Genomic DNA, 23,976 nt, shown 5'->3' on the forward strand with positions numbered 1-23,976 from the left:
CCCGCACTGCGGCGGGGCGCGCGCCGGCCGTGCGCGGGTCTTATTGGGCCGCTGTGGCGGCGGCCTGCTGCTGGGCGCGCTCTTCCTTCAACGCTTCCGCGATGAGGAACGCCAGTTCCAGCGCCTGACGCCCGTTCAGGCGCGGGTCGCACAGCGTGTCGTAACGGTCGGCAAGGCCGGCCTCGGTGATCGCCTGGGCGCCGCCGATGCACTCGGTCACGTCCTGGCCGGTCATCTCGAAGTGGACGCCGCCGCCGTGGGTGCCCTCCATGCGGTGGACGGCGTAGAAGCCGCGCACTTCCTCCAGGATCTTGTCGAAGGAACGGGTCTTGTAGCCGTTGGAGGTCTTGATGGTGTTGCCGTGCATGGGGTCGCAGGCCCACACCACCTTGCGGCCTTCGTTCTTGATGGCGCGCACCAGGGCCGGCATCTTCTCCTGCACCTTGTCGTGGCCCATGCGGACGATGACGGTCAGGCGCCCGGCCTCGTTGTTGGGGTTGAGCACGTCGCACAGGCGCAGCAGGTCGTCCGGGTCCATGGACGGGCCGGCCTTGACGCCCAGCGGGTTCTCGACACCGCTCAGGAACTCCACATGCGCTTCGTCCGGGTTGCGGGTGCGGTCGCCGATCCACAGCATGTGGGCAGAGCAGTCGTACCACTTGCCGCTGGTGGAATCGATGCGGGTCAGCGCCTGTTCATAGGGCAGCAGAAGGCATTCGTGGCTGGTGTAGAAGGCCGTCTCGCGCAGCTGCGGCACCTTGTCGGCGGTCAGGCCGCAGGCTTCCATGAAGCCGAGGCTTTCGCCGATGCGGTTGGCCAGTTCCTCGTAGCGCGCCGCTTCCGGGCTGTCGGCCAGGAAGCCCAGCGTCCACTGGTGCACCTTGTGCAGGTCGGCGTAGCCGCCCTGGGCGAAGGCGCGCAGCAGGTTCAGCGTGGCGGCGGCCTGGTTGTAGCCCTGCACCATCCGCTGCGGATCGGGCACGCGGGCGGCTTCCGTGAAGTCCGGACCGTTGACGATGTCGCCGCGGTAGCTGGGCAGTTCCACGCCGTCGATGGCTTCCGTCGGGGCCGAGCGCGGCTTGGCGAACTGGCCGGCCATGCGGCCCACCTTCACCACCGGGCACGACGCGCCGAAGGTCAGCACCACGGCCATCTGAAGCAGCACGCGGAAGGTGTCGCGGATGCCGTCGGCGGTGAAGTCGGCGAAGCTCTCGGCGCAGTCGCCGCCCTGCAGCAGGAAGGCCCGGCCCTCGCAGACCTCGGCCAGGTGGCGGCGCAGGTTGCGCGCCTCGCCGGCGAAGACCAGCGGCGGCATCGCGCGCAGGGTCTTCTCGGTGGCGGCCAGCATGTCCGCGTCCGGATAGACGGGAACCTGCTGAATGGGCTTGCTCCGCCAGCTATCCGGTGTCCAGGTCCCAGCCATCTCGGTAATTCCCTTACTCAGACCACGTGAAGGTGTTCATGGAAAGTCCACGGTATACGACGCGCGGGACTCAATTGCAACGTCGGGGGACCTTCCAACACGGCCTGTCGGGGATCAACCGTACTTCCGGATGAAGCCGTCCACGCCCAGCGTGCGGAAGTCCGGCAGCGCCCGGGTCAGCGCCTCGTGGTCCCAGTCCCACCAGGCGATGCGCTTGAGCGCCGCCTGGGTTTCGGGCGGAAAGCGCTCGCGGATGGGCTTGGCGGGAACGCCTCCGACGACGGCGTAGTCGGGGACATCCTTGGTGACCACCGCCCCGGCGCCGATGATGGCCCCGGTGCCGATGCGCAACGCCCCCATGAGCGTCGCGCCATGGCCGATCCAGACGTCATGGCCGATCACCAGCTTGCGGGAGCGCCGCCACTCGAAGAACGAGGCGTCGTCCTCGCCCATGCCGTACATGGCGCTGCGGTACTGGAAATGGTGCTGGCACGGCCGGTCCATGGGATGCTGGCCGGGGTTGAGGCGCACGGCGGCGGCGATGTTCACGAACTTGCCGACGGTGGTGTAGATGACGTCGCCGTCCTCGCCGATATAGCTGTAGTCGCCGAACGTGCTTTCGGACACGCGGGTGCGGGCGCCGACCTCGCAATAGCGGCCGAAGGTGCTGTCGCGCACCTCCGCGCTGGGATGCAGGAAGGGCTCGACGCCGAGCGTCGTGGGCAGGGTCTCGCTGTCGATCATGGTGCGGAAGGCCTAGATGAACAGCTTGCGCAGGCGCTGCGACAGGATGTCGAGGATCGAGACGCTGAGGATGATGATGATCATCACCGCCGCCGTTTCGGCATAGTAGAAGCCGCGGATGTACTCCCACAGCACCTGACCGATGCCGCCGGCGCCCACGATGCCCAGCACGGTGGCGGATCGCACGTTGCTCTCGAAGCGGTAGAGGGAATAGCTGATCCACAGCGGGATCACCTGCGGGATGACGCCGAAAATCACCTCGTGCAGCCAGCCGGCGCCGGTGGCGCGGATGCCCTCCACCGGACGAGGGTCGACCGCCTCGACGGCTTCGGAGAACAGCTTGGCGAGGATGCCGGTGGTGTGGATGAACAGCGCCAGCACGCCGGCGAAGGGCCCGAGGCCGACCGCCACGACGAACAGCATGGCGAAGACCATCTCGTTGATGGCGCGGAAGGCGTCCATCAGGCGGCGCATGGGCTGCGTGATGTACCAGGGCGCCATGTTCTCCGAACACAGGATGCCGAAGGGGATGGACAGCGCCACCGCCAGCGCCGTGCCCCAAACGGCGATCTGCACCGTCACCACCATCTCCGACACATAGTCGCGCCAGTTGGTGAAGTCGGGCGGAATGAACCCTTCGGCGAAGCGCACCATGTTGGGCCAGTATTCCACCAGCGCGGCGGGGCGCATGTCGGCCCCTTCCCACGACAGCACCAGCGCGGCCAGCAGACCGGCCCAGCCGAGGTAGTAGAGCATCGACTGCCTGAGATCGCGCCTGGGCGGCTCGAGGCGGTGGGTTCGCGCGGACGCGGCGGCGTTGGCGGCGGTCATGGCGGATAGACTCCGGCGGATCGGGCAGATCGGATCAGGATCGGGAAAGAGCGCGGCGCCGCCCGCACCGGACGGCGCCGCGCGCTGGGTCAGAGGCTTAGGACGCGGACTTCGGCTGCTTCGCGGCCAGTTCCTTCAGCTCTTCCAGCTGGGCGTCGATCTCGGCGATCTGGTCCTTCTTCTCCTGCTCGCTGAGGTTCTCGTTGCCCGCGATCTTGGCGCGGTTCTTGAAAAGCTCCAGCTGGCGAATGGGGATCAGCTGCGCGTTGGACGACGGCTGGAACGGCGCCCAGCCCAGGTCGGACAGGACCTTCAGTTCCTCATCCACCTCGGCCTGGTCGCCGATGCGGCCGTAGGTCATGAAGAACTTCATCACCTCGGCCTTGGCGGGCTCGGCCAGGTCGTTGCGCCAGACGATGGGGTCGGACGGGATCAGCGGCGACTTCCAGATCACCTTGACGTCCTTGGCCATGTCGGGGTGCGTCTTCTGCATGCGGCGCAGGTTCTCGGTGTTGTTGGTGGAGACGTCCACCTGCTTGTTCGCCGCAGCCACCAGGTTCGTCTCGTGGTTGGCGTTGCGCACCGTCTTGAAGCAGTCCTTCGGGTCGGCGCCGTTCTGGGCGAAGACGTAGTAGGACGGCACCAGGAAGCCGGACGTGGAGTTGGGATCGCCATAGCCGAAGTTCAGGCTGCCGTTGCACTTGAGCACGTCTTCCAGGGACTCGAGCGGGCTGTCCTTGTGGGTGACCAGCAGCGACCAGTAACCGGGGTTGCCTTCGACGTCGACGGTCTGCGCGAAGATGGAGCCGTTGGCGCGGTCCACCGCTTCCATGGCCGACTTGTTGCCGTACCAGGCGATGTCCACCTTGCCGAAGCGCATGGCCTCGATGATGCCGGCGTAGTCGGTGGCGAAGAAGGGCTTCACCTCCATGCCGGTCTGCTCTTCCATGTCGGCCAGGAACGGCTGCCAGATGGTCTTGAGGTTCTGAGTGGACTCGGTGGAGATGATGCCGAAGTTCAGCTCTTCCGGCTTGTCGGCGGCCTGGGCCGTCAGGGCGGAAAGGCTGACGGTCGCGGCGGCGGCGACGGCGACGAGGCTGCGGAAATGCATTGCGATGGGGCTCCCGTACCTGGGTGGGTGGTGAGAAATCGGAAAGGGTCTGGCGGGGTCGTGGCCTCAGCCGGCGGCGAAGGCCGGCTCGGGCATGGCGCCGCGCGGCCCGGTCTCGAGGTCGCGCTCGGGACGGGCGTCGACGATCAGTTCTTCACTGTCGGCGCCGTAAAGCTCTGTCAGGAAGGCGGGGGTGAGCGCCGTGGAGGGCCCGTCGTGGACCACCTGCCCGGCGCGCATGGCAACCGTGCGCGGGCAATACTTCGCGGCGTAGTTCACCTGGTGCAGCGAGACGACCACGGTGATGCCGTCTTCGCGGTTGATGGCGGCCAGGGTCTCCATGACCTTGTTGGCCGAGGCCGGATCGAGGCTGGCGATGGGCTCGTCGGCGATGACGACGGTGGCCTTCTGCACCAGCGTGCGCGCGATGGCGACGCGCTGCTGCTGGCCGCCCGACAGCGTGGACGCGCGCTGGCCGGCGAAGCGGGCCATGCCCACCCGGTCCAGCGCCTCCATGGCGGTGCGCTTCTCGGCGGCCGTGAACAGGCCCAGCGTGCCGCGCCAGGACGGAATGCGGCCCAACGTGCCCAGCAGGACGTTGGTCAGCACGCTCAGGCGTCCCACCAGGTTGAACTGCTGGAACACCATGCCGACGTCGGCGCGGATGGACCGGGCCTCTCGGCTCAGGCGGCCATGGCTCTGGATGGCACGGCCCAGGATTTCGACGCTGGCCGCGCCGCCGTTGCGGTCGCCGATGGCCAGGCCCGAGACGTGGCGCAGCAGGGTGGACTTGCCCGAGCCGGAGGCGCCGATCAGCGCGACCATCTCGCCGCGCTCCACGCTCAGCGACACCTCGGACAGGGCGCGGCTGCCTCTCTGGAACGACTTGGACAGTTGGGAAATGGCAATGGCGGTGTCGGGCACAGCGCCTTCCTCCGGCTGGTGGGCTCTGGCCGGAAGATATACTCGCCGATCCGCGACTCTTTCGCGACCGGACGATGAAACTTAAATGAAAGGGGCAATACCGCCACTTTGCAATTTAGACATCTAGCCAATGACGTCTATCTTGTCCAGACTTTACTTGCGTGATTTAACTTCCGGCCATGACAGACGCACGCCTCATCTATGTCGTCGGCCCGTCCGGGGCGGGCAAGGACACGCTCATCAGCCGCGCCCGGGCGGCCGTGGACGGCATGCTGCCGGTCGCCTTCGCCCATCGCTACATCACGCGACCGGCCGACGCCGGCGGCGAATCGCATGTGGCCCTGACCGAGGCCGAGTATGCCGAACGTCTGGGCCGTGGCCTGTTCGCCATGGCCTGGGACAGCCACGGGCTGCGCTACGGCATCGGGCGCGAGATCGACCTGTGGCTTGAGGCCGGCATGACGGTGGTGGTCAACGGCTCGCGGGCCTGGCTGCCCAGCGCGCGGGCGCTGTATCCCCGCCTTGTCCCGGTGGTGCTGACCGTCGTCCCCGATGAACTGCGCCGCCGCCTGAGCGCGCGCGGCCGCGAGACGCCGGAACAGATCGAGGCCCGGCTCGCCCGCGCCGCCGCCTTTCGGGTGGACGACCCGGCGGCCGTGGTGATCGACAACTCCGGCACCGTCGACCAGGCGGTCGAGGCCCTGCTGACGGTTCTCCGCGCACCCCTCCGCCAGCCGGCATAGGCTTGGCTCGACCTCCGGCCGGGGCGGGGCTAGACCTCCCTCCTATGTCCTTTTCCCGAGTTTTCAAAGGGTCTTTCGGCGCCTACCCTGTCCAGTAATCACATAAAAGCGGATGTCCCAACGCCGGGGAACCGGACGGGAGGCAGAGATGGAACAAGGGCATGGGGCCAACCTCGTAAGGCTTGCGCTTGTCAATGCGGGCATTGCCGCCGCGTGCGTCCTGGTGGCGCGGGTGGTGGCGAGCCTGCCCGTGGTGCAAACGGCACCCGCGGCCACCGCTTCGCCGCTGGTGATGGCGCCGGCGGCCGCCATCGTTCTGGCGGCGGTGCTGGTCGGCGGCTGGCGCGCCGTGGCCGGATCGGCAGCGGGCGCACTGGCCGCCGGGCTGGCCGCGCGGCCCGAGGCGCCGGCGCTGGCGGCCGCACTGGCCGCCGGGGTGCTGTTCGCAGCCGGCTGGAGCGCCGTCTACACCCGTTACGCCGTGAGTGACCGCCTGACGGACCTGGCGCTCACCGCGCGCGGCGCCGGCGTGCTTCTGGCCCTGACGGTGGGCACGTTCACCATCTGGACGGCGACCCTGGCCAGCCTGGCCGACATCATCGTCACCGGTGCGTCCCGCGCGCACGAAGCCTTCGAGGCGGCGCTGATCGGCTGGTCGGTGCCCGTGGCCGTGGTGTCCGCCGTGCTTCTGCCGCCGGTCCTGCTGGCCACCCGCGGCGGCTGGCCCGGCGGGCGGGCGGCAGCCTGCAGGGGCGCGCTATGGCTGGCGGTGGCGGGTGTGACCCTGCTTCTGTTCCGCGGCGAGCCGGGCCACGCGGAACTGGCCGAGGTTCTTCCCTTTCTCGTCCTTCCCATGCTCATCGCCATTGGCGCCGTGAACGCGCCCGCCGCAGCGGTCGGCGTTGCGGTCGTGGCGGTCGTCGCGGCAGTCCTGTCTCTTTCAGGACAAACGGCCTGGGGCGCGGTCGAAACCCCTGCCGACCTGGCGCCGCTGGCGGTGATGCTGGCGGCCTGCGCCGTCACCGCCCTGCCCTTCGCCGCCCTCATGGGGGAGCGCCGCGCCGCCGTCAAGGCCCTGGAAGGCGCCAACCAGGACCTGGAGACGCGGGTCGCCTTCCGCACCGCCGAGGCGCGCGGCAATGAGCGCCGCTTGCGCCAGATCCTCGACGGAAGCCCCGCCGGCGTCTGCGTCACCCGCCCCGGCGGCGACCTCGTCTACGCCAATGCGGCCTTCCGCAGCCTGTTCGGGGTGGGACCCGAGGAGCGGCCGGAGAGGCTTGATGTCACCACCCTGTTCGCCGACCCCGAGGACCGCCGGGCACTGCTCGACCGGCTGGCGCGTGACGGCATCGCCGCCGGCCTGGAAATGCGCTACCGCTACCGGGGCCGCGTCGGCTGGGCGCTGGAGCATGCCGCCATGGTCACCTTCGAGGGGGAACCGGCGGTTCTGGCATGGATCGTCGACATCACGGACCGCAAGGCCGCCGAGGCGGAGCTGGAGGATGCCCGCCTGCGCCTGGCCGCCCACCGCGACGAACTGGCGCGCGAGGTAACCGAACGCACCGAGGCGCTGGCCCGGGCCAAGGCAGCCGCCGAAGCCGCGAACGCCGCCAAGAGCGACTTCCTGGCCAACATGAGCCACGAGTTGCGCACGCCGCTGAACGCCATCCTCGGTTTCTCCCAGCTGATCGAAATGGACTTGGCGGCGGGCACCGCATCGGCCGAAGCGGCACGCAGCCGCGACGCCGAATACGCCGCCAACATCCAGCGCGCCGGGGCGCACCTGCTGGCCGTCATCAACGACATCCTGGACATGGCCCAGATCGACGCCGGGCGTCTGGAACTGGCGGAGGAGCGCGTGGACCTGGCGCGCTGCATCGACCGTGCCGTGGCACTGACGGAGCCGCCCCTCGGTGTATCGGCGCCGAGGATCGAACTCGACCTGCCGCCGCGCCTGCCCGCCCTGCTCGCCGACCGGCGGCGGGTGGAGCAGATGCTTGTCAAGCTGGTCTCCAACGGACGCCGCTTCACCGCCGCCGCGGGCACGGTCACCGTCCACGCCGGACGCCAGAGCGACGGCGTGGTGACGGTCACTGTCGAGGACACGGGCATCGGCATGAAACCGGATGACATCCGCCGTGCCCTGACGCCCTTCCAGCAGGTCCACGGCGGACTCGGCCGCCCCTACGACGGCACCGGACTGGGCCTGCCGCTGGTGCAAGCCTTGATCGACCTGCATGGCGGCACGCTGGAGATCGACAGCGCCCCCGGCCTGGGCACGCGCGCCACCATCACCTTCCCGCCGGCCCGCGTCCTGCAGCCCCACGCGGTTCCGGAGCCGGCCGCCGAAGCCGGCGCTGACGAGACCGCCCTGCGCGCCTGACGTTATCTTCTTCCGGCCGCCACCGGCCCGAGCCGGAGCGTCGCGTGGCGCTTGCCGGCCGGAAGCACGAGGCCGGGCGCTGCGTGCGGCGATCCGGGCCCTCCCCCCCTACTCCACTCCCGGCGCGCGCAGGGGCCCCTGCTCCACGGCCTCGATGCGCCGGGTGAGCGGCTCTAGCACTGCCGCCACGCGGGCGAGCGCCGCCAGGGCCTTGGCCTCGGACCCGGCGAGCGGCGTGGAGTCCAGCGCCTCCAGCAGGCGCTCGAGCCCCGTGGCTGGCTTGGGGAAGGGCTCCAGCGCCACGGCCGTATCGGTGGCGATGCCGGCCCGGCGCTTGGCCTCGGCCACCGCTTCATCCAGCCCGCCCAGGCTGTCCACCAGCCCCTGCTCGGCCGCCGCGGCACCCGTCCAGATGCGCCCGCCGGCCAGCGCGCGCACCTGCTGCTTTGTCATGCCGCGCGCCTCGGCAACCTTCGAGACGAAGTCGTTGTAGATCCAGTCCAGGTTTTTCTGGAACTCGGCCCACTGCGCCTGCGTGAAGTCCTGGTTGGGGCTGTACATGAGGCGCGGCCCGCCGACGCTGACGTCATCCCAGTTGACCTTCAACTGGCGCCACAGGTCCGACAGCACGAACTTGCCCGAAACCACGCCGATGGAGCCCGTGACCGTTCCAGGCTCGGCCACGATGTGGTCGCCGGCCATGGCAATGAAGTAGCCGCCCGATGCCGCCGTGTTGCCCATGGAGATGATCACCGGCATCCCCCGGTCCCGCGCCCGGCGGATGGTGCGCCACACGGTATCCGACGCCACATAGGAGCCGCCGGGGCTGTCGATGCGCAGGACGATAGCGCGCACGCCGCCGTCATCCACCGCCGCCTCGATGGCACGCGAGAGGGTGTCGGAATAAATCCCCGCGCTGCCGCCCAGGGGCCCTTTTTCCGCCTCGCCGCGCATGATCGGCCCGCTGGCCTGGATGAGCGCGACACGCGGCGCCGCCTCCGGCGCCTCCTCCAGCACCGTGCCGGCATAGTCCTCCAGCGGCAGGGTCTCCTGCGTGCCGGCGCGGGTGGAGACCTCTGCCTCCACCTCGTCACGGTAGGCCAACCGGTCCACGAGGCCGCTGTCCAGGGCTTCGGGCGCCAGCAGCGGGCTCTGCTGCGCCACCTGCCGCACGGTCTCGGGCGACAGGTTGCGGTCGGCGGCAACGTCCGTCACGAACTGGCTCCAGAAGCCGCCCAGCAGGTCCTGCAGGTCTTCGCGCTGAAACTGGTCCATGCTGTCGCGGGTGAGGCTGTCGAAGGCGCTCTTGTAGTCCTCGCGCGCGTCGAACTGCGGGCGGACGCCCACCTCCTCCAGCAGGTTGCGCAGGAAGGGCACCTCGGCTGCGAACCCCAGCGGCCCCACCCCGCCCGAGGGCTGCAGCCAGACCTCGTCAAAGGCAGTGGCGATGTAGGTGTCGAGGCTGTCGTTGCCCTCGTTCAGCGTCTCGGCGAACACGAGGGCCGGCTTGCCCGAGGCCCGGAAGCGCTTGACCGCCGCGCGGATCGCCTGCGCCTGGGCCATGCCCGCCTGGGTGCCGCCGATCTCCGCCAGCAGGCCCCGCACGTCGGGGTCCGCCGCCGCGGCGTCGATCGCACGGACGGTAGCCGAGAGAGACGGCGGTGTGCTGTCGGGCAGCAGGGCGAAGGGCCCTTCGGCCTCGCCCTCGGGAAACTCGCGCCGCAGGTCGACGGTGAGGACCATCTGGTCGGGACGCTCCGCGCCGCCGGCCATCATCTCCTCGACGTCCAGGCTGGAAATCCCCCACCACGCCAGCCCGATCAGGCCGAGAAACAAAAACCCGATCACCGCCAGGGTGCCGAGCAGGAACTTGCCAAGGGCGCGCATGTGGGACTCCCGCCGTAACCGATTGCGGGAGAACGGTAGAAGGAGGGGGTGACGGGGTCAAGCGGCGGTGGTGTTACGGGGAGCGGAGCCATAGGGTCGAGACTTCGACGCCGCGCCGGTCAGGCGCGTGAGCCTGCGTGGCGCTTGAAACGCAGCCGGCGCGAAGCGGCGGGCGCATATCAGCCGCACGGGGGACTGCCGTCCCCCGATCCCCCGGCTCGGGGAGCACAACTCCCCGAACCCCTCAGTTTTTTGTTACCTGTTCAGGGAGTGATACTGAGGATTGGGCATCATCTCGGTCGCGTGGGCGACGCGGTTGGTGTAGTTGTAGAAACCCACCGTATCCACGATGTCGAAAATGTCCTCGTCGGAGAACCCGACGTCGCGCAAGGACTGACGGTCGGCCTCCGCGAAGTCCATGGGGGCCTTGGTGAGCGTCCACGCCGCGTCGCACATGGCGCGCTGGCGGGGCGAGAGGTCGGCGACGCGGTAGTTCATCGCCAGCATCTCCCCAAGCTGAGGATCACCCGACAACGCGCGGACGGCCTGCCCGTGGGCGACCAGGCAGTAATAGCAGTGGTTGGCGCAGGAGACGACGACGGCGATCATCTCCCGCTCCAGCTTGGACAGCCCGCTCTCGGCGAGCATGACCTCGTTGTAGAGCTTGGAGAACGCCCGCAGCTTGTTCGGCTTCATGCCATAGGCGCGCAGGACGTTGGGCACGAAGCCGATCTTCTCGTCACAGACCTGGAAATACTTCTCCATGTCCTCCCCGATCTCCGGCTTCTCCGGCAGGTCGAGGCGGATGATGTGGTCCGGCTGCGGCATGGCGATGGGTCCTCCCTTGGGGTTTCTTGATTGGCGGGAGGAAGAGTGGGGGATGCGGGGGCGGATGGCAAGCCGGGGCAACGCGGCGGCTGATGCCAGCGTTTCCCGGGGCATCGAACCATCCATAAGACTGGAGAGTCCTTACCATGCAGAACAAGGCGACCGCCGTTTGGACCGGAGGCCTCAAGGACGGCAAGGGCGAGATGAACACCCGTAGCGCCGCGCTGCGCAGTGCCGCCTACACCTTCAAGACCCGCTTCGAGGGCGCCGAGGGCACCAACCCCGAGGAACTCATCGCCGCCGCCCACGCCGGCTGCTTCTCCATGGCGCTGTCGAAGATTCTGGGCGAGGCCGGCACCGCGCCGGAGCGCATCCAGACGGAGGCGACGGTGACCCTGGAACAGCAGGACGGCGGCTTCGCCATCACCAAGGTTCACCTGACCACTTCGGCCAAGGTGCCGGGCTGCGATGACGCCGGCTTCCAGGACGCGGCGGGCAAGGCGAAGGCCGGGTGTCCCGTCTCCAAACTGCTGAACGCCGAGATCACCATGGACGCGCAGCTGGAAGGCTGAGCAGGACGCACCCGGCCCAAGGGCCGCGTTGAACGAGTCGGGCCTGGGCCTATCGCGCTCAGGCCTTTCTTGTGTCCGTCCCCCATCCTTGACACCACGCCGACCGCCCCACACGATCCCTGGCGGAGTCGTTCAGGAGCGCCGGCTAGTGCAAGGAAAACAAAAACACATCCAGCTCATCGAGCGCGCGTTGTTCGCGAGCCGGTGGTTGCAGTTGCCGTTGCTCGTGGGGCTGTTGGTGGCGTTGACGATCCTGGGGCTTCAGTTCGCCATCGCCATCTTCGAGGCCGTGCTGAATTTCCGGAACCTGACGCGGCTGGATACCATTCTGCTGACACTGGACCTCATCGACATGGTCCTGATCGCCAACCTGATCGTCATGGTGGCGCTCAGCGGGTATCAGTTGTTCATCATGGGCGTCGGATACCCGTCGGACCCGGAGCACAAGACGTTCCGCTTCGATGAAGCCGCCGGGCCGCTGAAGTTTCGCATCGCGACCACGATCGTCCTGATCTCCACCATCCACATGCTGCACGCCTACCTGGACAACAAGCCGCTGGAGCCGGGGATGATCGTGCAGCTGGCCGTCTTCCAGACGCTGTTCATCCTGACGGCCGTGGTGCTGGCGGTCATTCACCGCATCCTGCCGCACCACGGCGCGCCCAGGCAGACCGGCGACGCCGACACGGACCTGAAAGGCGACTAATACCGGACGACGCTCGAAATCGTACACTTGTCGTCCGGCAAGGCCGACCGGCCGCCGCGCCTTATGGCGCGTGAGGCTGCGTGCCGAGTGAACGCAGCGTCGATGATTTCAATCATCGACGCGTATAATGGCCCCTCACCCGCACTGCGCGCGGTGGCGCAGCAGGTGGTCGGCCAGCACGCAGGCGACCATGGCCTCGGCCACGGGCACGGCGCGGATGCCGACGCAGGGGTCGTGGCGGCCCTTGGTGCGGACGTCCACCTCCTGCCCGTGAATGTCGACGCTCTGGCGCGGGGTCAGGATGGACGACGTCGGCTTGACCGCCAGGCGCGCCACCACCGGCTGGCCCGTGGAGATGCCGCCCAGCACGCCGCCCGCGTTGTTGGACAGGTAGCGGACCGAGCCGTCCTCGTTCATGCGCATCTCGTCGGCGTTGTCCTCGCCGGTCAGCGCGGCGGCATCGAAGCCGTTGCCGATCTCCACCCCCTTCACGGCGTTGATGCTCATCAGCGCCTTGGCGAGGTCGGAGTCCAGCTTGTCGTAGACCGGCGCGCCCAGGCCCGGCGGCACGTTGGCCGCCACGACCTCCACCACCGCGCCGACCGACGAGCCCGCCTTGCGGACCTCGTCAAGGTAGGCCTCCCACTTGGCCGCCGCCTTGGCGTCGGGGCAGAAGAAGGGGTTGGCGCTCACCTGATTCCAGTCCCAGCCCTGCCGGTCGATGCCGTGGGGGCCCATCTGGACCATCGCGCCCTGCACCTTCACCCCGCCGGGCACCAGGTGGTCGAGCACCTTGCGCGCGATGGCGCCGGCGGCGACGCGCATGGCCGTCTCGCGCGCCGAAGACCGCCCGCCGCCGCGATAGTCGCGGATGCCGTACTTCTGCCAGTAGGTGACGTCGGCATGGCCGGGGCGGAACTGCTGCGCGATCTCGCCATAGTCCTTGCTGCGCTGGTCGACGTTGCGGATCAACAGGCCGATGGGGGTGCCGGTGGTCACGCCCTCGAACACGCCCGAGAGGATCTCCACCTCGTCCGGCTCGCGGCGCTGGGTGGTGTGGCGCGAGGTGCCGGGACGGCGGCGGTCCAGCTCGGCCTGGATGTCCCCGGCCGTCAGCGGAATGCGCGGCGGCACGCCGTCCACCACGCAGCCGATGGCCGGGCCGTGGCTCTCGCCGAAGGTCGTGAAACGGAACAGGTGGCCGAAACCGTTGCCGGACATCGCTTGATCCCTCTTGCATGACGGAAATACGGGGGGCCTCGGCCCCCCGATCCCCCCGATTGGAGGGCGCAGCCCTCCAAACCTCTCAGTTTTTCGTCTTCTGGAAAAGGGCTGGCGGCGGGGCGTGGACTCCTGCTCTCGCAGGAATGACGAGAAGGCAAGCCGTCACACCCGCCGCCCACTCATAAAAAACTGGAGGGCTCGGGAGGCTGCGCCCCCCGAGCGCGCTTGGGCGCTCCCCCGGCTTACCCCTTCACCTTGAACTGCCCCAGCATCTCGGCCAGTTGCGGCGCGCTGTCGGGTTCCAGCATGCCGACGGTGTGGTAGCCGCAGTCCACGTGGTGGTTCTCGCCGGTCACGCCCGAGGAAAGGTCGGAGAGCAGATACATGCCCGACTTGCCCACGTCTTCCAGCGTGACGTTACGGCGCAGCGGCGCGTTCAGCTCGTTCCAGCGCAGGATCTGGCGGAAGTCCCCGATGCCCGAGGCCGCCAGTGTCTTGATCGGCCCGGCCGACAGGCTGTTGACGCGGATGTTGTCCTCGCCCAGGTCGGTGGCGAGGTAGCGGACGCTGGCTTCCAGCGCGGCCTTGGCGACGCCCATCACGTTGTAGTGGGGCATCACGCGCTCGGCGCCGTAATACGTGAGCGTCAGCAGCGAGCCGCCGTCGGTCATCAGCGGCGCGGCGCGACGGCAGACGTCGGTGAAGGAGAAGCAGGAGATCTGGAGGCTGCGGCTGAAGTTGTCCAGCGTGGTGTCGACGTAGCGGCCCTTCAGCTGGTCCTTGTCGGCCCAGGCGATGCCGTGCAGCACGAAATCCAGCCTGCCCCAGCGTTTCTCGACCTCGGCGAAGACGGCGTCCATGCTGGCTTCGTCGGTCACGTCGCAGGGCACGACGAAGTCAGAGCCGACGCTTTCGGCCAGCGGCTTGACCCGCTTGAGCAGGGCGTCGCCCTGGTAGGTGAAGGCCAGCTCGGCTCCGGCCTCGCGCGCCGCCTTGGCGATCGCCCAGGCGATCGACTTGTCGTTGGCGACGCCCATGATAAGGCCTTTCTTGCCCGCCATGAGGGAAGTGGCAGCGGTCATGCGTCTTCTCTTGTGCGTTGATCTGGTAAAGGGTTGGCACCCGTCGAAAGGACGCGGCATCCTACACCAAGATGACAGGGGGTCAAAGGCGCATGCCCAGGGATTGGGGCACAAAGATGAAAAGCCGGGTGGACGCCGCCGCGGCGCGGGCCGGAGGACCGGTGGCGCGCGCGGCCGCCTTCCCGCGCTACGTCGTCCGCCGGGTGCTGGCCGACCAGGTTTTGCTGGTGGCCGGCGACCTGGGCTACATCTCGCTGATCGGCCTTGTGCCCATGCTGGCCATCGGCTTCGCCATCCTGGCCGCCTTTCCGGCGATGGGAGACTTGCGCGGCCGGATCGAGGACCTGATTTTCCAGAACTTCGTCCCCAGCTTCGGCGAGCAGGTGCAGGAGGCCGTGGCGCGCTTCGTCGACGCCTCGGCGGAGCTGACCATCGTCGGCGTGCTGGGCCTGGCCGTGATCGCGCTGCTGCTGCTGACCACGGTGGAACACGCCTTCAACCACATCTTCCGGGTCAGCCGGGCGCGGTCGCTGGTGGGGCGGTTCGTGGTCTACTGGACGGTGATGACCTTGGGCCCGCTGCTGCTCGGCGCCAGCTTCAGCCTGTCGAGCTGGCTGCTGTCGCTGGACGACCGCACGGTGTCGGACGTGGTGAACTTCGCCGGCGGGCCGCTCAGCGCCATCGCGCCGTTCCTGCTGACGCTGATGGCCTTCACGCTGTTCTACATGGTGGTGCCCAACCGGCGGGTGCGGTTCAAGGACGCGCTGGTGGGCGCGGCCGTGGCGGCGGCCATGTTCGCGGCACTTCGGTTCGGCTTCGTGATCTATGTGGCGCAGGCGCAGAACTACTTCACCCTTTACGGCGCGCTGGCCGCCCTGCCCCTGTTCCTGACCTGGCTGTTCGCCAGTTGGACGGTGGTGCTGCTGGGCGCCGTCATCACCGCCAGCCGGCCCGAGTGGCGCATGCAACTGGCCCAGGTGGAGAACGACGAGCCCGGCATCCGCCGCCTCATCATCGCCTTCGACCTGCTGGGGCGGCTGGTCGACGACAGCGCCGAGGGCGGCAGCGGGCTGCGCCGGCCGGAGCTGCTGAACGCCACCGGCGCGCCGGAAGCCGCCTTCGTGCATGTGCTGGAGTCGCTGGAGCGCGGCGGCATCCTGGCCCGCACCGACCGCCGCCGCTGGATCATCGCCCGCGACCTGCGTCACGCCACGCTGGGCGACGTCGCCCGCGCCTTGGGCCTGGGGCTGCCGGAAACCCTGCCTCCGGTGGTGGACCGGCCGTGGCGGGGCGCCCTGTCGGACACGCTGGAGCGCCTGCACGACGCCGAACGCCCGGCTCTGGAAACCCCGCTGGCCAACATTCTGCGCAGCGAGCGCCCCATCGCCCACGTCCGACCCCATCGCGCCTCTTGACGCGCGGGCCGGTTGCTCCCACTCTCTTTACAAGACCCCTCGCGCCGGTCATGTATTCCGGCGTGCAAGAGGGTCACGAAGAGCAGGGACTGCCGGTCGCATCTCGTTCCGCCGCTGATCGCGTGACGGAGGAGATCGATCATGGACGGCCATCAGACCCCGACGCAGCACACCCCCGGCTCGCATGACAGGTTCGGCGGCCGGGTGCACCTGCCCTACGCGGACCAGGTCCGCGACGTGCGCACCCAGGACGTTTTCGAATGGCTGGCGGCCGGATGGCGTGACCTGACGCGCGGCGGCCTTACCAGCATCCTCTATGGCGGCGTCTTCGCCCTGGCGGGCTACGTCATCGCCTTCGGCCTGTCCGAGATCGGGCACGGCTACCTGCTGCTGCCGTTGGCGGCGGCCTTCACCCTGGTGGCGCCGGTGCTCGCCATCGGGTTCTACCAGATCAGCAAACGCCTTGAAGCCGGCGAGCGCGTCTCGCTGGGCGATGCCATCACGGCGCCGCGCGTCAACCTGTTCCACCTGATGACGGCCGGACTGGTGCTGATGCTGTTCGCGCTGATCTGGGTGCGCGTCTCCACCCTGATCTTCGCGCTGATGTTCCCGGCCACAGGCTTCTCCACCGAGGCCATGCTGGCGCAGCTGGCGACGCCGGCGGGGCTGGTGTTCCTGCTGGCGGCGGGGCTGATCGGCGGGGCCTTCGCGGCGACGGCCTTCCTGTTCTGCGCCGTCTCGCTGCCCATGATGCTGGACCGGCCGGGATCGGATTTCTTCACCACGGCGCTTGCCAGCATGCAGGCGGTACTCCGCAACCCGCGCGCCATGGCGCTGTGGGCGGCCATTATCGCGGTGGCGACGGCGGCGGGCATCGCAACCTTCTTTATCGGGCTCATCATCGTCATGCCATTGATCGGCCATGCCAGTTGGCACGCCTATCGGGCGCTGATCGCGCGGCCCTAGACGACAAAGGCAGACCCTTACCGGCGGGCGGCGCCCGGCCTTCGCGAGAGGCCGCGCCGCCGCGCAACATCAGGGCACAACGACAACAAACACATCCGCCGGACGGGAGGCGTCACCCCATGAACCACGGTCCCCACAGCCACGCGGACGAACACCACCAGCACCACGGCAGCGGCGAGAAGGACCTGAGAGTCGCCGAAACAAACATCCCCCTGCCCTTCCACGACCGCATCCGGCCGGTCACCACGGTGCAGGTGTGGGGCTGGCTGCGGGCGGGCTGGGCGGACATGCGGGCGGCCGGCTGGCGCAGCCCGGCCTTCGGCGCGGTGTTCGTCGCCCTGGGCTACGGCATCTGGTTCGGGCTGGCGAACCTCGGCATGCTCTATCTGCTGACCCCCATGATCGCCGGGTTCCTCCTGGTGGCGCCGTCGCTGGCGGTCGGCTTCTACGAGATGAGCCACCGCATGGAACAGGGCCGCGATCCCAGCTTCCGCTCTGCGCTGCTCTCGTTCCGCCACAACACCTTCCATATCCTGACCGCGGGGCTCGTGCTGATGCTTTTCATGATGATCTGGGTGCGCATCGCCGCCCTGGTCTTCGCCGTGAGCTTCCCCTACACCAACATGAGTGGCGCGGCGCTTCTGGGGGCGCTGGGTTCTGCGGACGGTATCGTGTTCCTGACCGTGGGCACGGTGATCGGCTTCGGCTTTGCGGTGGTCGCCTTCGTGTTCGGCGCATTCAGCCTGCCCATGATGCTCGATCGGCGCAGCGATATCTTCGCCGGTGCCATTGTCAGTGCTCAGGCGGTCTTCAAAAGTCCGAAAGCCATGGTACTCTGGGCGGCACTCATCGTGGCGTTCACCGGCATCGGCCTCGCGACGGCCTTCCTGGGCCTGATCGTGACCCTGCCGCTGATCGGCCACGCCACCTGGCACGCCTACAGGGATGTTGTTGAATGGGACGATCCGCCGCCGCCCTCCTCCTCGTGATCGCGACCGCCGCGCTGAGCGGCTGCTCCACGGTGGAGCAGATCCTGCCGATGGGGAACCAGACCCTGACCGTCACCCCCAACGGCGGGGCCGCCTATGAGGGCCGGTGCATCGTGCGCGGGCAGGAGCCGGTGATCATCGAGGGCACCAGCGAACAGAGCTGGGAGCTTGGCGAGGGCGTGGACTGCCGGATCGTGCAGCAGGGCGACGGCAGCCTGAGCGCGGTGCTGACCGGCCCCTCCGGCCTTGTCAGCCGCAGCGAGACCACCGGCGACGGCGCGTTCATCTCCATCGCGCAGCAGTAGGCGGCGGAGGGCCACCCCTCACGCCCGCTGCATGTGGCGGGCCTTCTTGATTTTGTACATGGCCTCGTCGGCGCGCTCCATCAGCGCGGCGGCGCCCTCGCCGCTTTCGGGATCGAGGGTCGAGGCACCGCAACTGGCGCCGACCGACAGCGACAGGTGCCCGAACACCACCCGCTTCTCCGCCACGGCCTGCGACACCTTGGAGGCCAGCGCACGCGCCTGATCCGCCCCCGTTTCAGGCGCCAGGATGGCGAATTCGTCGCCGCCGACGCGGGCCACAAGGTCGGAACTGCGGACATTGTCGGCCAGGGTCTCGGCCACGCCTTTCAGCACCGCGTCCCCGGCCGCGTGGCCGTGGATGTCGTTGATGGGCTTGAAGCGGTCCAGGTCCACCAGGATCACCGACAGCGGCCGGCCGTAGCGCCGCGCCCGCTCGGCCTCGCCGTGCAGGGCACTGTCGAACCGGCGGCGGTTGAAGCAGCCCGTCAGGCCGTCGCGCACGGATTGCTGGAGCAACTCCTCGCGGCTCTCCTCCAGTTCGGCCATCAGGGTGTTGAAGTCGTCGGCCACCGACGTCACCTCGCGCGGCCAGATGGACCGGGCCGCGACGCGGCGGCCCAGGTCGTCGCGGTCGACGATGTGGCGCATGGTCTCCGACAGTTCCACGATGGGCCGTGTGATCAGGCGGCGCAGCATGATGAACAGCAGCAGGAACAGCGCGACCGCGCCACCCACATAGAGCCATCCGGCGGATCGCAGGGTGACGCGCAGGGGCACGCGCAGTTCCTCGGTCGGGAACCGGATGTCGATGATGCCGTTCACGTCGCCGAGATTGGCGGTGTCGTGGCACGACAGGCAGGATTCCTCGGCCAGCAACGGATACAGGTAGCGCACGGACTCGCTGCTCTCGACCAGCCTTTCCGCCCCGTCCATGAACGCCTGGCGCACCATCGGATCGGTCTTGCGCGCCTCGGCGGAGGGAGGGTGCGCACCGAATTCCTCTGCCACGCCGGCGCTGCGGTAGACGCGCACGCCCATGGTTTCATCGTGACGATTGATGCGGGCGACGATCTCGTCGATCTCGCTGCGGGTCCAGCCCTTGCGCATGACCGAATACAGGTGATCGAACACCAGTTGCGAGGCCCGGCGCGATTCAGCCGTCGCCAGCCGCCTTACGGCGGCTTCCTCCTGATAGCTGGTGACGATGGGCATCCCCGCCGCCACCGCCGCCGCGACGCCGATAAAGATGATTGAAAGCCACGCGCCGATGGACAGGCTACCCACAGCCCGCCGGATCATGAGCCGTCCCCTGCTGTATCCTCTTATCCCTCGAGGCAGAGCATACAGCACACGGAAGACGGGTCCAGCCCGAATCTCCCCACCCGCAGTGCGGCTTCCCGACGCCGGCGGCAGACGGTCACCAGGGCCAGCCGAAGGGGCGCAGGAACTCCGACACCGGATTCAGCCGCGCCAGGAACCAGGCGTGCACCTTCCAGCGCCAGAAGGTTTCGGCGATGAAGGTGTCGTCGCGGCTGACCTTCCACTTGCGCCAGTGCGGCCAACTGGTGCGCTCCATGGTCACCAGTTGGCGGTGGTCGGAGGGCATTTCATATTCGCGCACCAGATAGGCGCCCTGGGAAAAGGTGCGAATGATCCGGCGGTCCCACGCGGTCCCGCTCGACTCCGCGATCGCAGACGCATCCAGCATTGCTGCGGCCTCACACTCAAACGAACGTGTCCTGCGCCGCCGTCCGACGCGGCGATGGCGGGTCGGCATGCCGGGCATCGGCCCCGGCGCCGCGCGACCCCTGGTGCCGGGATAAACGCGCGCGCCGCCGCATGGTTTGAGTTTAAGATGCGCCGTTCGGTCGCGCCATTCTCCGGGCGGCTATGAGGAATTCGATATTGCCCTCCGGCCCCGTGATCGGGCTTTCGGTCAGGCCCACCACCTCCCACTCGGGCAGACCGTCGAGCCAGCCGCGGATGGTTTCGCACACCTCGTGGTGCAGGGCGGGGTCGCGCACCACGCCGCCCTTGCCGACGCGCTCCTTGCCCACCTCGAACTGGGGCTTGATCAGGGCCACCAGCCACGCCCCCTCCCGCGCCAGCGCCATGGCCGCCGGCAGCACCGTGCGCAGGCCGATGAAACTGGCATCGCAGACCACCATGTCCACGGGCTCGGGCACGTCGGCGTCGGTCAGGTGGCGGGCGTTGGTGCGCTCCATGACAACCACGCGGTCGTCGGTGCGCAAGCGGTGGGCAAGCTGCCCGTAGCCGACATCGACCGCATAGACCTTCCGCGTCCCATTCTGCAGCAGCACGTCGGTGAAGCCGCCGGTGGAGGCGCCGACGTCCACGGCCGTCAACCCGGCCGGGTCGATGTCGAACTGTTCCAGCGCCTTGGCAAGCTTAAGCCCCCCGCGCGAGACCCAGGGATGGTCCTGCCCGCGCACCTCAAGGGCGGTGTCGGCGGCAATCTTCTGGCCGGCCTTGTCGAGCTTGCGCTCGCCGGAAAACACCTTGCCGGCCATGATGAGCGCCTGGGCGCGGGTGCGCGTCTCGACGAGGCCCCGGTCGAACAGCGCCTGGTCGAGCCGGACCTTCTCCACCTTTTGCGTCGGCATGTCAGGCGCGCGCCGCGCCCTCTTCGCCGCGGCCGAGTGCCTTCAGCGCCGTCGCCACGATGTCCTCGGGCGTGAGGCGGGCCATGGCGATCTGGGTGTCGGGCTTCTCGTGCTCGATGAAGCGGTCGGGGAAGCACATGGTGCGGACCTTCAGGCCGGCATCCAGCAATCCTTCCTCGGCCAGGAAGTGCAGCACATGGGCGCCGAAGCCGCCGCGCGCACCCTCCTCCACCGTGATCAGCACCTCGTGGTCGGCCGCCAGGCGCTTGACCAGCTCGGTGTCGATGGGCTTGGCGAAGCGGGCGTCGGCCACCGTACAGGACAGGCCCTTGGCCGCCAGGTCCTCGGCGGCCTTCTGCGCCGCGGTCAGGCGCGTGCCCAGCGAGAGGATTGCGACGGTGGAGCCCTCGCGCAGGATGCGGCCCTTGCCGATCTCCAGCACCTCGCCCTTCTCGGGAAGCTGCGTGCCAACGCCCTCGCCGCGGGGATAGCGGAAGGCGAACGGGCCGCTGTCGTGGGAGACGGCCGTCGCCACGGCGTGCATCAGTTCCGCCTCGTCGGCCGGACACAGGAACGTCATATTGGGCAGGCAGCACATGTAGCAGAGGTCGAAGCTGCCCTGGTGGGTCGCCCCATCAGCGCCGACGAAGCCCGCGCGGTCGATGGCGAAGCGCACCGGCAGGTTCTGGATCGCCACGTCGTGCACCACCTGATCGTACCCGCGCTGCAGGAACGTGGAGTAGATGGCGGCGAAGGGCTTGTAGCCCTCGCTGGCGAGACCGGCGGCGAAGGTGACGGCGTGCTGCTCGGCGATGCCCACGTCAAACGTGCGCTCGGGGAATTCCTTGCCGAACTTGTCCAGCCCCGTGCCGCCCGGCATGGCGGCGGTGATGGCGACCACCTTGTCGTCCTCGCGCGCCTCTGCCACCAGGGCATTGGCGAAGACCGAGGTATAGCTGGGCGCGTTGGGCTTGGCCTTGGCCTGGGTGCCGGTCACCACGTCGAACTTGGATACGCCGTGGTACTTGTCGGCGGCGGCCTCGGCGGGGGCGTAGCCGCGGCCCTTCTGTGTGATGCAGTGGATCAGCACCGGCCCCTGCGGGTCGCTGTCGCGCACGTTCTTCAGGACCGGCACCAGGTGGTCCATCTTGTGGCCGTCGATGGGGCCGACGTAGTAGAAGCCCATTTCCTCGAACAGGGTGCCGCCGGTCATCATGCCGCGAGCGTATTCCTCCGCCCGCTTGGCCGCCCGGTTGATGGGGCCGGGGAAACGTGCCGCCATTTCCTTCGCGAGCTGGCGCGCCGACAGCCAGGGCTTGGACGACAGCACCTTGGACAGGTACGCCGACATGGCGCCCACGGCGGGCGCGATGCTCATGTCATTGTCGTTGAGGATGACGATCAGCTTGGCGTCCATGGCGCCGGCGTTGTTCATGGCCTCGTACGCCATGCCGGCCGACATGGCGCCGTCGCCGATGACGCAGATGACGTGCCGGTCGTCGCCCGCCAGGTCGCAGGCCACCTTCATGCCCAGGCCGGCGGAGATGGAGGTAGAGCTGTGGCCGGCGCCGAAGGGGTCGTATTCGCTCTCGCTGCGCAGGGTGAAGCCCGAGATGCCACCCGGCTGGCGGACCGTGCGCAGGCCGTCGCGCCGGCCGGTGACGATCTTGTGCGGATAGCACTGGTGGCCGACGTCCCAGATCAGGCGGTCGGTCGGTGTGTTGAACACATGGTGCAGCGCCACCGTCAGCTCGACCACGCCAAGGCCCGCACCCAGGTGGCCGCCGACGCGCGATACGGCGTCGATCAGGTCGGCGCGCACCTCGGCGGCCAACTGGGCCAGCTGGTCGACGGACAGCTTGCGCATGTCCTCGGGGCTCTTGACGGTGTCCAGGAGGGGGGTCTCGGGTCGCTGGGTCAAGACGGTGTCCTCTGCGGAGCAAGCAATCGGGATCAGGCGCGGCGCGTCAGCACGAACTGGGCGACGTCGCGCAGCAGGTCGGCCTCGCGGTCGAAGGGTTTCAGGTGCGCAACGGCCTGCTGTATCAACATTTCGGCCTGCGTGCGCGCTCGCTCAACCCCCAGAAGCGAAACAAAGGTCTGTTTGCCGGCGGCGGCGTCCTTGCCGATGGTCTTTCCCACCTCGGCGGCATCGCCCTCGACGTCCAGCAGGTCGTCAACGATCTGAAAGGCAAGCCCCATGTCGTGCGCGTAGCTGGACAACGCCTGGCGCAGGCTGGGCGCCGCCTTGCCCAAAATCGCGCCGGCCAGGCAGGAGAACCCTATCAGCCGGCCGGTCTTCATCTGGTGCATGCGGGTGACGGCGTTGACATCCATGAACTTGCCATAGGATTCGTCGCGCTCGGCCAGCAGGTCGACCATCTGGCCGCCCACCATGCCGCGCCCGCCGGCGGCCTTCGCAAGTTCGGTCACAAGGTCGGCGCGGACCGCCGGATCGGTGTGGGAGCCGGGATCGCCCAGAAGCTCGAACGCCCGGGTCAGAAGGGCGTCGCCGGCCAGGATGGCGGTCGCCTCGTCGAACTCCACATGACAGGTGGGCCGGCCGCGACGCAGGTCGTCGTCGTCCATGGCCGGCAGGTCGTCGTGCACCAGCGAGTAGCTGTGCACCATCTCCACCGCCGCCGCGACGCGCAGGGCCGCCTTTTCCGACACGTTGAACAGCCCGGCGCTGGTCATCACCAGGAAGGGACGCAACCGCTTGCCGCCGTTCAGGCAGGAATAGCGCATGGCCTGCCACAGGCGCACCTCGGGGCAGTCATCCACCGGCAGAAGGCGCGTCAGCTCTTCTTCCACGGCGGCGGCGCGGTCGGCCATGATCTCGGGCAGGCGGCTCATGCTTGTGGACACTCCTGGGCGATGCGGCGGGAAGCGGCGTCCGGGCGGCGGACACCGGGCGCAGGGCGGGATGGCAACGACGGGGTCAGCCCACGTCGAGCGGCGTCGCGCCGGTGGGGCGGCCGTCGCCGGACAGGGTAATCTTCTCCACCCGCTGGCGGGCCTCGTTCAGCTTGGTCTCGCAGTGCTTGCGCAGCGCCACGCCCCGCTCGTAGGCGTCGACGGCCTCGTCAAGCTTGACCTTGCCGCCCTCGAGCTGGCGGACGATGTCCTCCAGCGCGGTCATGGCGTCCTCGAAGGAAAGCTGGGCGATGTCGGCGGGAATGGAAGCGTCTTCGGCCATGCCTGGGTCTTGTCCTGCAA

Annotated in this window: 23 protein-coding genes; 8 read left to right on the plus strand and 15 right to left on the minus strand. The window is 68.7% G+C overall.

Annotation, left to right across the window (positions count from 1 at the left end; all coding sequences use genetic code 11):
- Positions 1-40: 40 nt before the first annotated feature.
- From LG334_RS14250 to phnC, 5 genes are all read right to left on the minus strand, one after another.
- The gene (locus LG334_RS14250) at positions 41-1,423 is read right to left on the minus strand and encodes a class II 3-deoxy-7-phosphoheptulonate synthase (RefSeq protein ID WP_404379032.1); all 1,383 of its coding nucleotides are present in this window, start codon (positions 1,421-1,423) and stop codon (positions 41-43) included.
- A 114-nt stretch (positions 1,424-1,537) separates the two neighbouring features.
- Complete coding sequence (locus LG334_RS14255; protein WP_404379033.1) at positions 1,538-2,167, minus strand: chloramphenicol acetyltransferase; 630 nt, start codon at positions 2,165-2,167, stop codon at positions 1,538-1,540.
- Positions 2,168-2,179: 12 nt separating this feature from the next.
- Entirely contained in the window at positions 2,180-2,998 is an 819-nt protein-coding gene (gene phnE, locus LG334_RS14260) for a phosphonate ABC transporter, permease protein PhnE (RefSeq protein ID WP_404379034.1), read from the minus strand.
- Positions 2,999-3,095: 97 nt separating this feature from the next.
- Complete coding sequence (phnD, locus tag LG334_RS14265) at positions 3,096-4,109, minus strand: phosphonate ABC transporter substrate-binding protein (RefSeq protein ID WP_404379036.1); 1,014 nt, start codon at positions 4,107-4,109, stop codon at positions 3,096-3,098.
- Positions 4,110-4,175: 66 nt separating this feature from the next.
- Positions 4,176-5,033, minus strand: a complete 858-nt coding sequence (phnC, locus tag LG334_RS14270; RefSeq protein ID WP_404379037.1) for a phosphonate ABC transporter ATP-binding protein — start codon at positions 5,031-5,033, stop codon at positions 4,176-4,178.
- Positions 5,034-5,212: 179 nt separating this feature from the next.
- Here phnC and phnN point away from each other — a divergent pair, with 179 nt between their 5' ends.
- A complete protein-coding gene (gene phnN, locus LG334_RS14275; RefSeq protein WP_404379039.1) occupies positions 5,213-5,776 on the plus strand; it encodes a phosphonate metabolism protein/1,5-bisphosphokinase (PRPP-forming) PhnN in 564 nt (187 codons plus the stop codon).
- A 148-nt stretch (positions 5,777-5,924) separates the two neighbouring features.
- The gene (locus LG334_RS14280) at positions 5,925-8,159 is read left to right on the plus strand and encodes a PAS domain-containing sensor histidine kinase (protein ID WP_404379041.1); all 2,235 of its coding nucleotides are present in this window, start codon (positions 5,925-5,927) and stop codon (positions 8,157-8,159) included.
- Between the two features lie 108 nt (positions 8,160-8,267).
- Here LG334_RS14280 and sppA read toward each other — a convergent pair whose 3' ends face one another.
- Positions 8,268-10,046, minus strand: a complete 1,779-nt coding sequence (sppA, locus tag LG334_RS14285; protein ID WP_404379043.1) for a signal peptide peptidase SppA — start codon at positions 10,044-10,046, stop codon at positions 8,268-8,270.
- A gap of 255 nt (positions 10,047-10,301) precedes the next feature.
- Complete coding sequence (locus LG334_RS14290) at positions 10,302-10,874, minus strand: peroxidase-related enzyme (RefSeq protein ID WP_404379045.1); 573 nt, start codon at positions 10,872-10,874, stop codon at positions 10,302-10,304.
- A 146-nt stretch (positions 10,875-11,020) separates the two neighbouring features.
- On the opposite strand from LG334_RS14290, the gene LG334_RS14295 reads away from it, so the two are divergent.
- Positions 11,021-11,446, plus strand: coding sequence for an OsmC family protein (locus LG334_RS14295; protein WP_404379046.1), 426 nt, complete (start codon positions 11,021-11,023; stop codon positions 11,444-11,446).
- Positions 11,447-11,594: 148 nt separating this feature from the next.
- Positions 11,595-12,152: a YqhA family protein gene (locus LG334_RS14300; RefSeq protein WP_404379048.1), complete on the plus strand. Its 558-nt coding sequence runs from the start codon at positions 11,595-11,597 to the stop codon at positions 12,150-12,152.
- Positions 12,153-12,287: 135 nt separating this feature from the next.
- On the opposite strand, the gene aroC is transcribed toward LG334_RS14300, so the two are convergent.
- Together aroC and fabI are read right to left on the minus strand one after the other, a co-directional pair.
- Entirely contained in the window at positions 12,288-13,373 is a 1,086-nt protein-coding gene (gene aroC / locus LG334_RS14305) for a chorismate synthase (protein WP_404379049.1), read from the minus strand.
- A 245-nt stretch (positions 13,374-13,618) separates the two neighbouring features.
- On the minus strand, positions 13,619-14,458 hold the full coding sequence (gene fabI / locus LG334_RS14310) for an enoyl-ACP reductase FabI (protein ID WP_404379050.1): 840 nt from the start codon (positions 14,456-14,458) through the stop codon (positions 13,619-13,621).
- A gap of 116 nt (positions 14,459-14,574) precedes the next feature.
- Between fabI and LG334_RS14315 the strand changes: the two genes are divergently transcribed.
- The 4 genes from LG334_RS14315 to LG334_RS14330 all read left to right on the plus strand — a co-directional run bounded on the left by LG334_RS14315 (position 14,575) and on the right by LG334_RS14330 (position 18,133).
- Positions 14,575-15,873, plus strand: coding sequence for a YihY family inner membrane protein (locus LG334_RS14315; RefSeq protein WP_404379051.1), 1,299 nt, complete (start codon positions 14,575-14,577; stop codon positions 15,871-15,873).
- A 141-nt stretch (positions 15,874-16,014) separates the two neighbouring features.
- The gene (locus LG334_RS14320) at positions 16,015-16,839 is read left to right on the plus strand and encodes a DUF2189 domain-containing protein (protein WP_404379053.1); all 825 of its coding nucleotides are present in this window, start codon (positions 16,015-16,017) and stop codon (positions 16,837-16,839) included.
- A 119-nt stretch (positions 16,840-16,958) separates the two neighbouring features.
- Positions 16,959-17,828: a DUF2189 domain-containing protein gene (locus tag LG334_RS14325; RefSeq protein WP_404379054.1), complete on the plus strand. Its 870-nt coding sequence runs from the start codon at positions 16,959-16,961 to the stop codon at positions 17,826-17,828.
- Positions 17,795-18,133 (plus strand): hypothetical protein, encoded by a 339-nt coding sequence (locus tag LG334_RS14330; RefSeq protein WP_404379056.1) that lies wholly within the window; start codon positions 17,795-17,797, stop codon positions 18,131-18,133. The genes LG334_RS14325 and LG334_RS14330 overlap by 34 nt, the downstream gene beginning before the upstream one ends.
- Before the next feature lie 18 nt (positions 18,134-18,151).
- Here LG334_RS14330 and LG334_RS14335 read toward each other — a convergent pair whose 3' ends face one another.
- The 6 genes from LG334_RS14335 to LG334_RS14360 form a co-directional block, all read right to left on the minus strand.
- Positions 18,152-19,432, minus strand: a complete 1,281-nt coding sequence (locus tag LG334_RS14335; protein ID WP_404379057.1) for a diguanylate cyclase — start codon at positions 19,430-19,432, stop codon at positions 18,152-18,154.
- A 118-nt stretch (positions 19,433-19,550) separates the two neighbouring features.
- A complete protein-coding gene (locus LG334_RS14340; RefSeq protein WP_404379058.1) occupies positions 19,551-19,841 on the minus strand; it encodes a hypothetical protein in 291 nt (96 codons plus the stop codon).
- Between the two features lie 142 nt (positions 19,842-19,983).
- A complete protein-coding gene (locus tag LG334_RS14345) occupies positions 19,984-20,757 on the minus strand; it encodes a TlyA family RNA methyltransferase (RefSeq protein WP_404379060.1) in 774 nt (257 codons plus the stop codon).
- A gap of 1 nt (position 20,758) precedes the next feature.
- Positions 20,759-22,678: a 1-deoxy-D-xylulose-5-phosphate synthase gene (dxs, locus tag LG334_RS14350; protein WP_404379061.1), complete on the minus strand. Its 1,920-nt coding sequence runs from the start codon at positions 22,676-22,678 to the stop codon at positions 20,759-20,761.
- Between the two features lie 32 nt (positions 22,679-22,710).
- Positions 22,711-23,613, minus strand: a complete 903-nt coding sequence (locus tag LG334_RS14355; RefSeq protein WP_404379062.1) for a polyprenyl synthetase family protein — start codon at positions 23,611-23,613, stop codon at positions 22,711-22,713.
- Between the two features lie 85 nt (positions 23,614-23,698).
- Positions 23,699-23,956 carry an exodeoxyribonuclease VII small subunit gene (locus LG334_RS14360; RefSeq protein ID WP_009541089.1) on the minus strand — a complete coding sequence of 86 codons (258 nt, stop codon included), beginning with the start codon at positions 23,954-23,956 and terminating at the stop codon, positions 23,699-23,701.
- Positions 23,957-23,976: the final 20 nt, after the last annotated feature.

This window comes from Caenispirillum salinarum (genome assembly GCF_044803115.1).
Classification (GTDB): Bacteria; Pseudomonadota; Alphaproteobacteria; order Rhodospirillales; family Rhodospirillaceae; genus Caenispirillum; species Caenispirillum salinarum_A.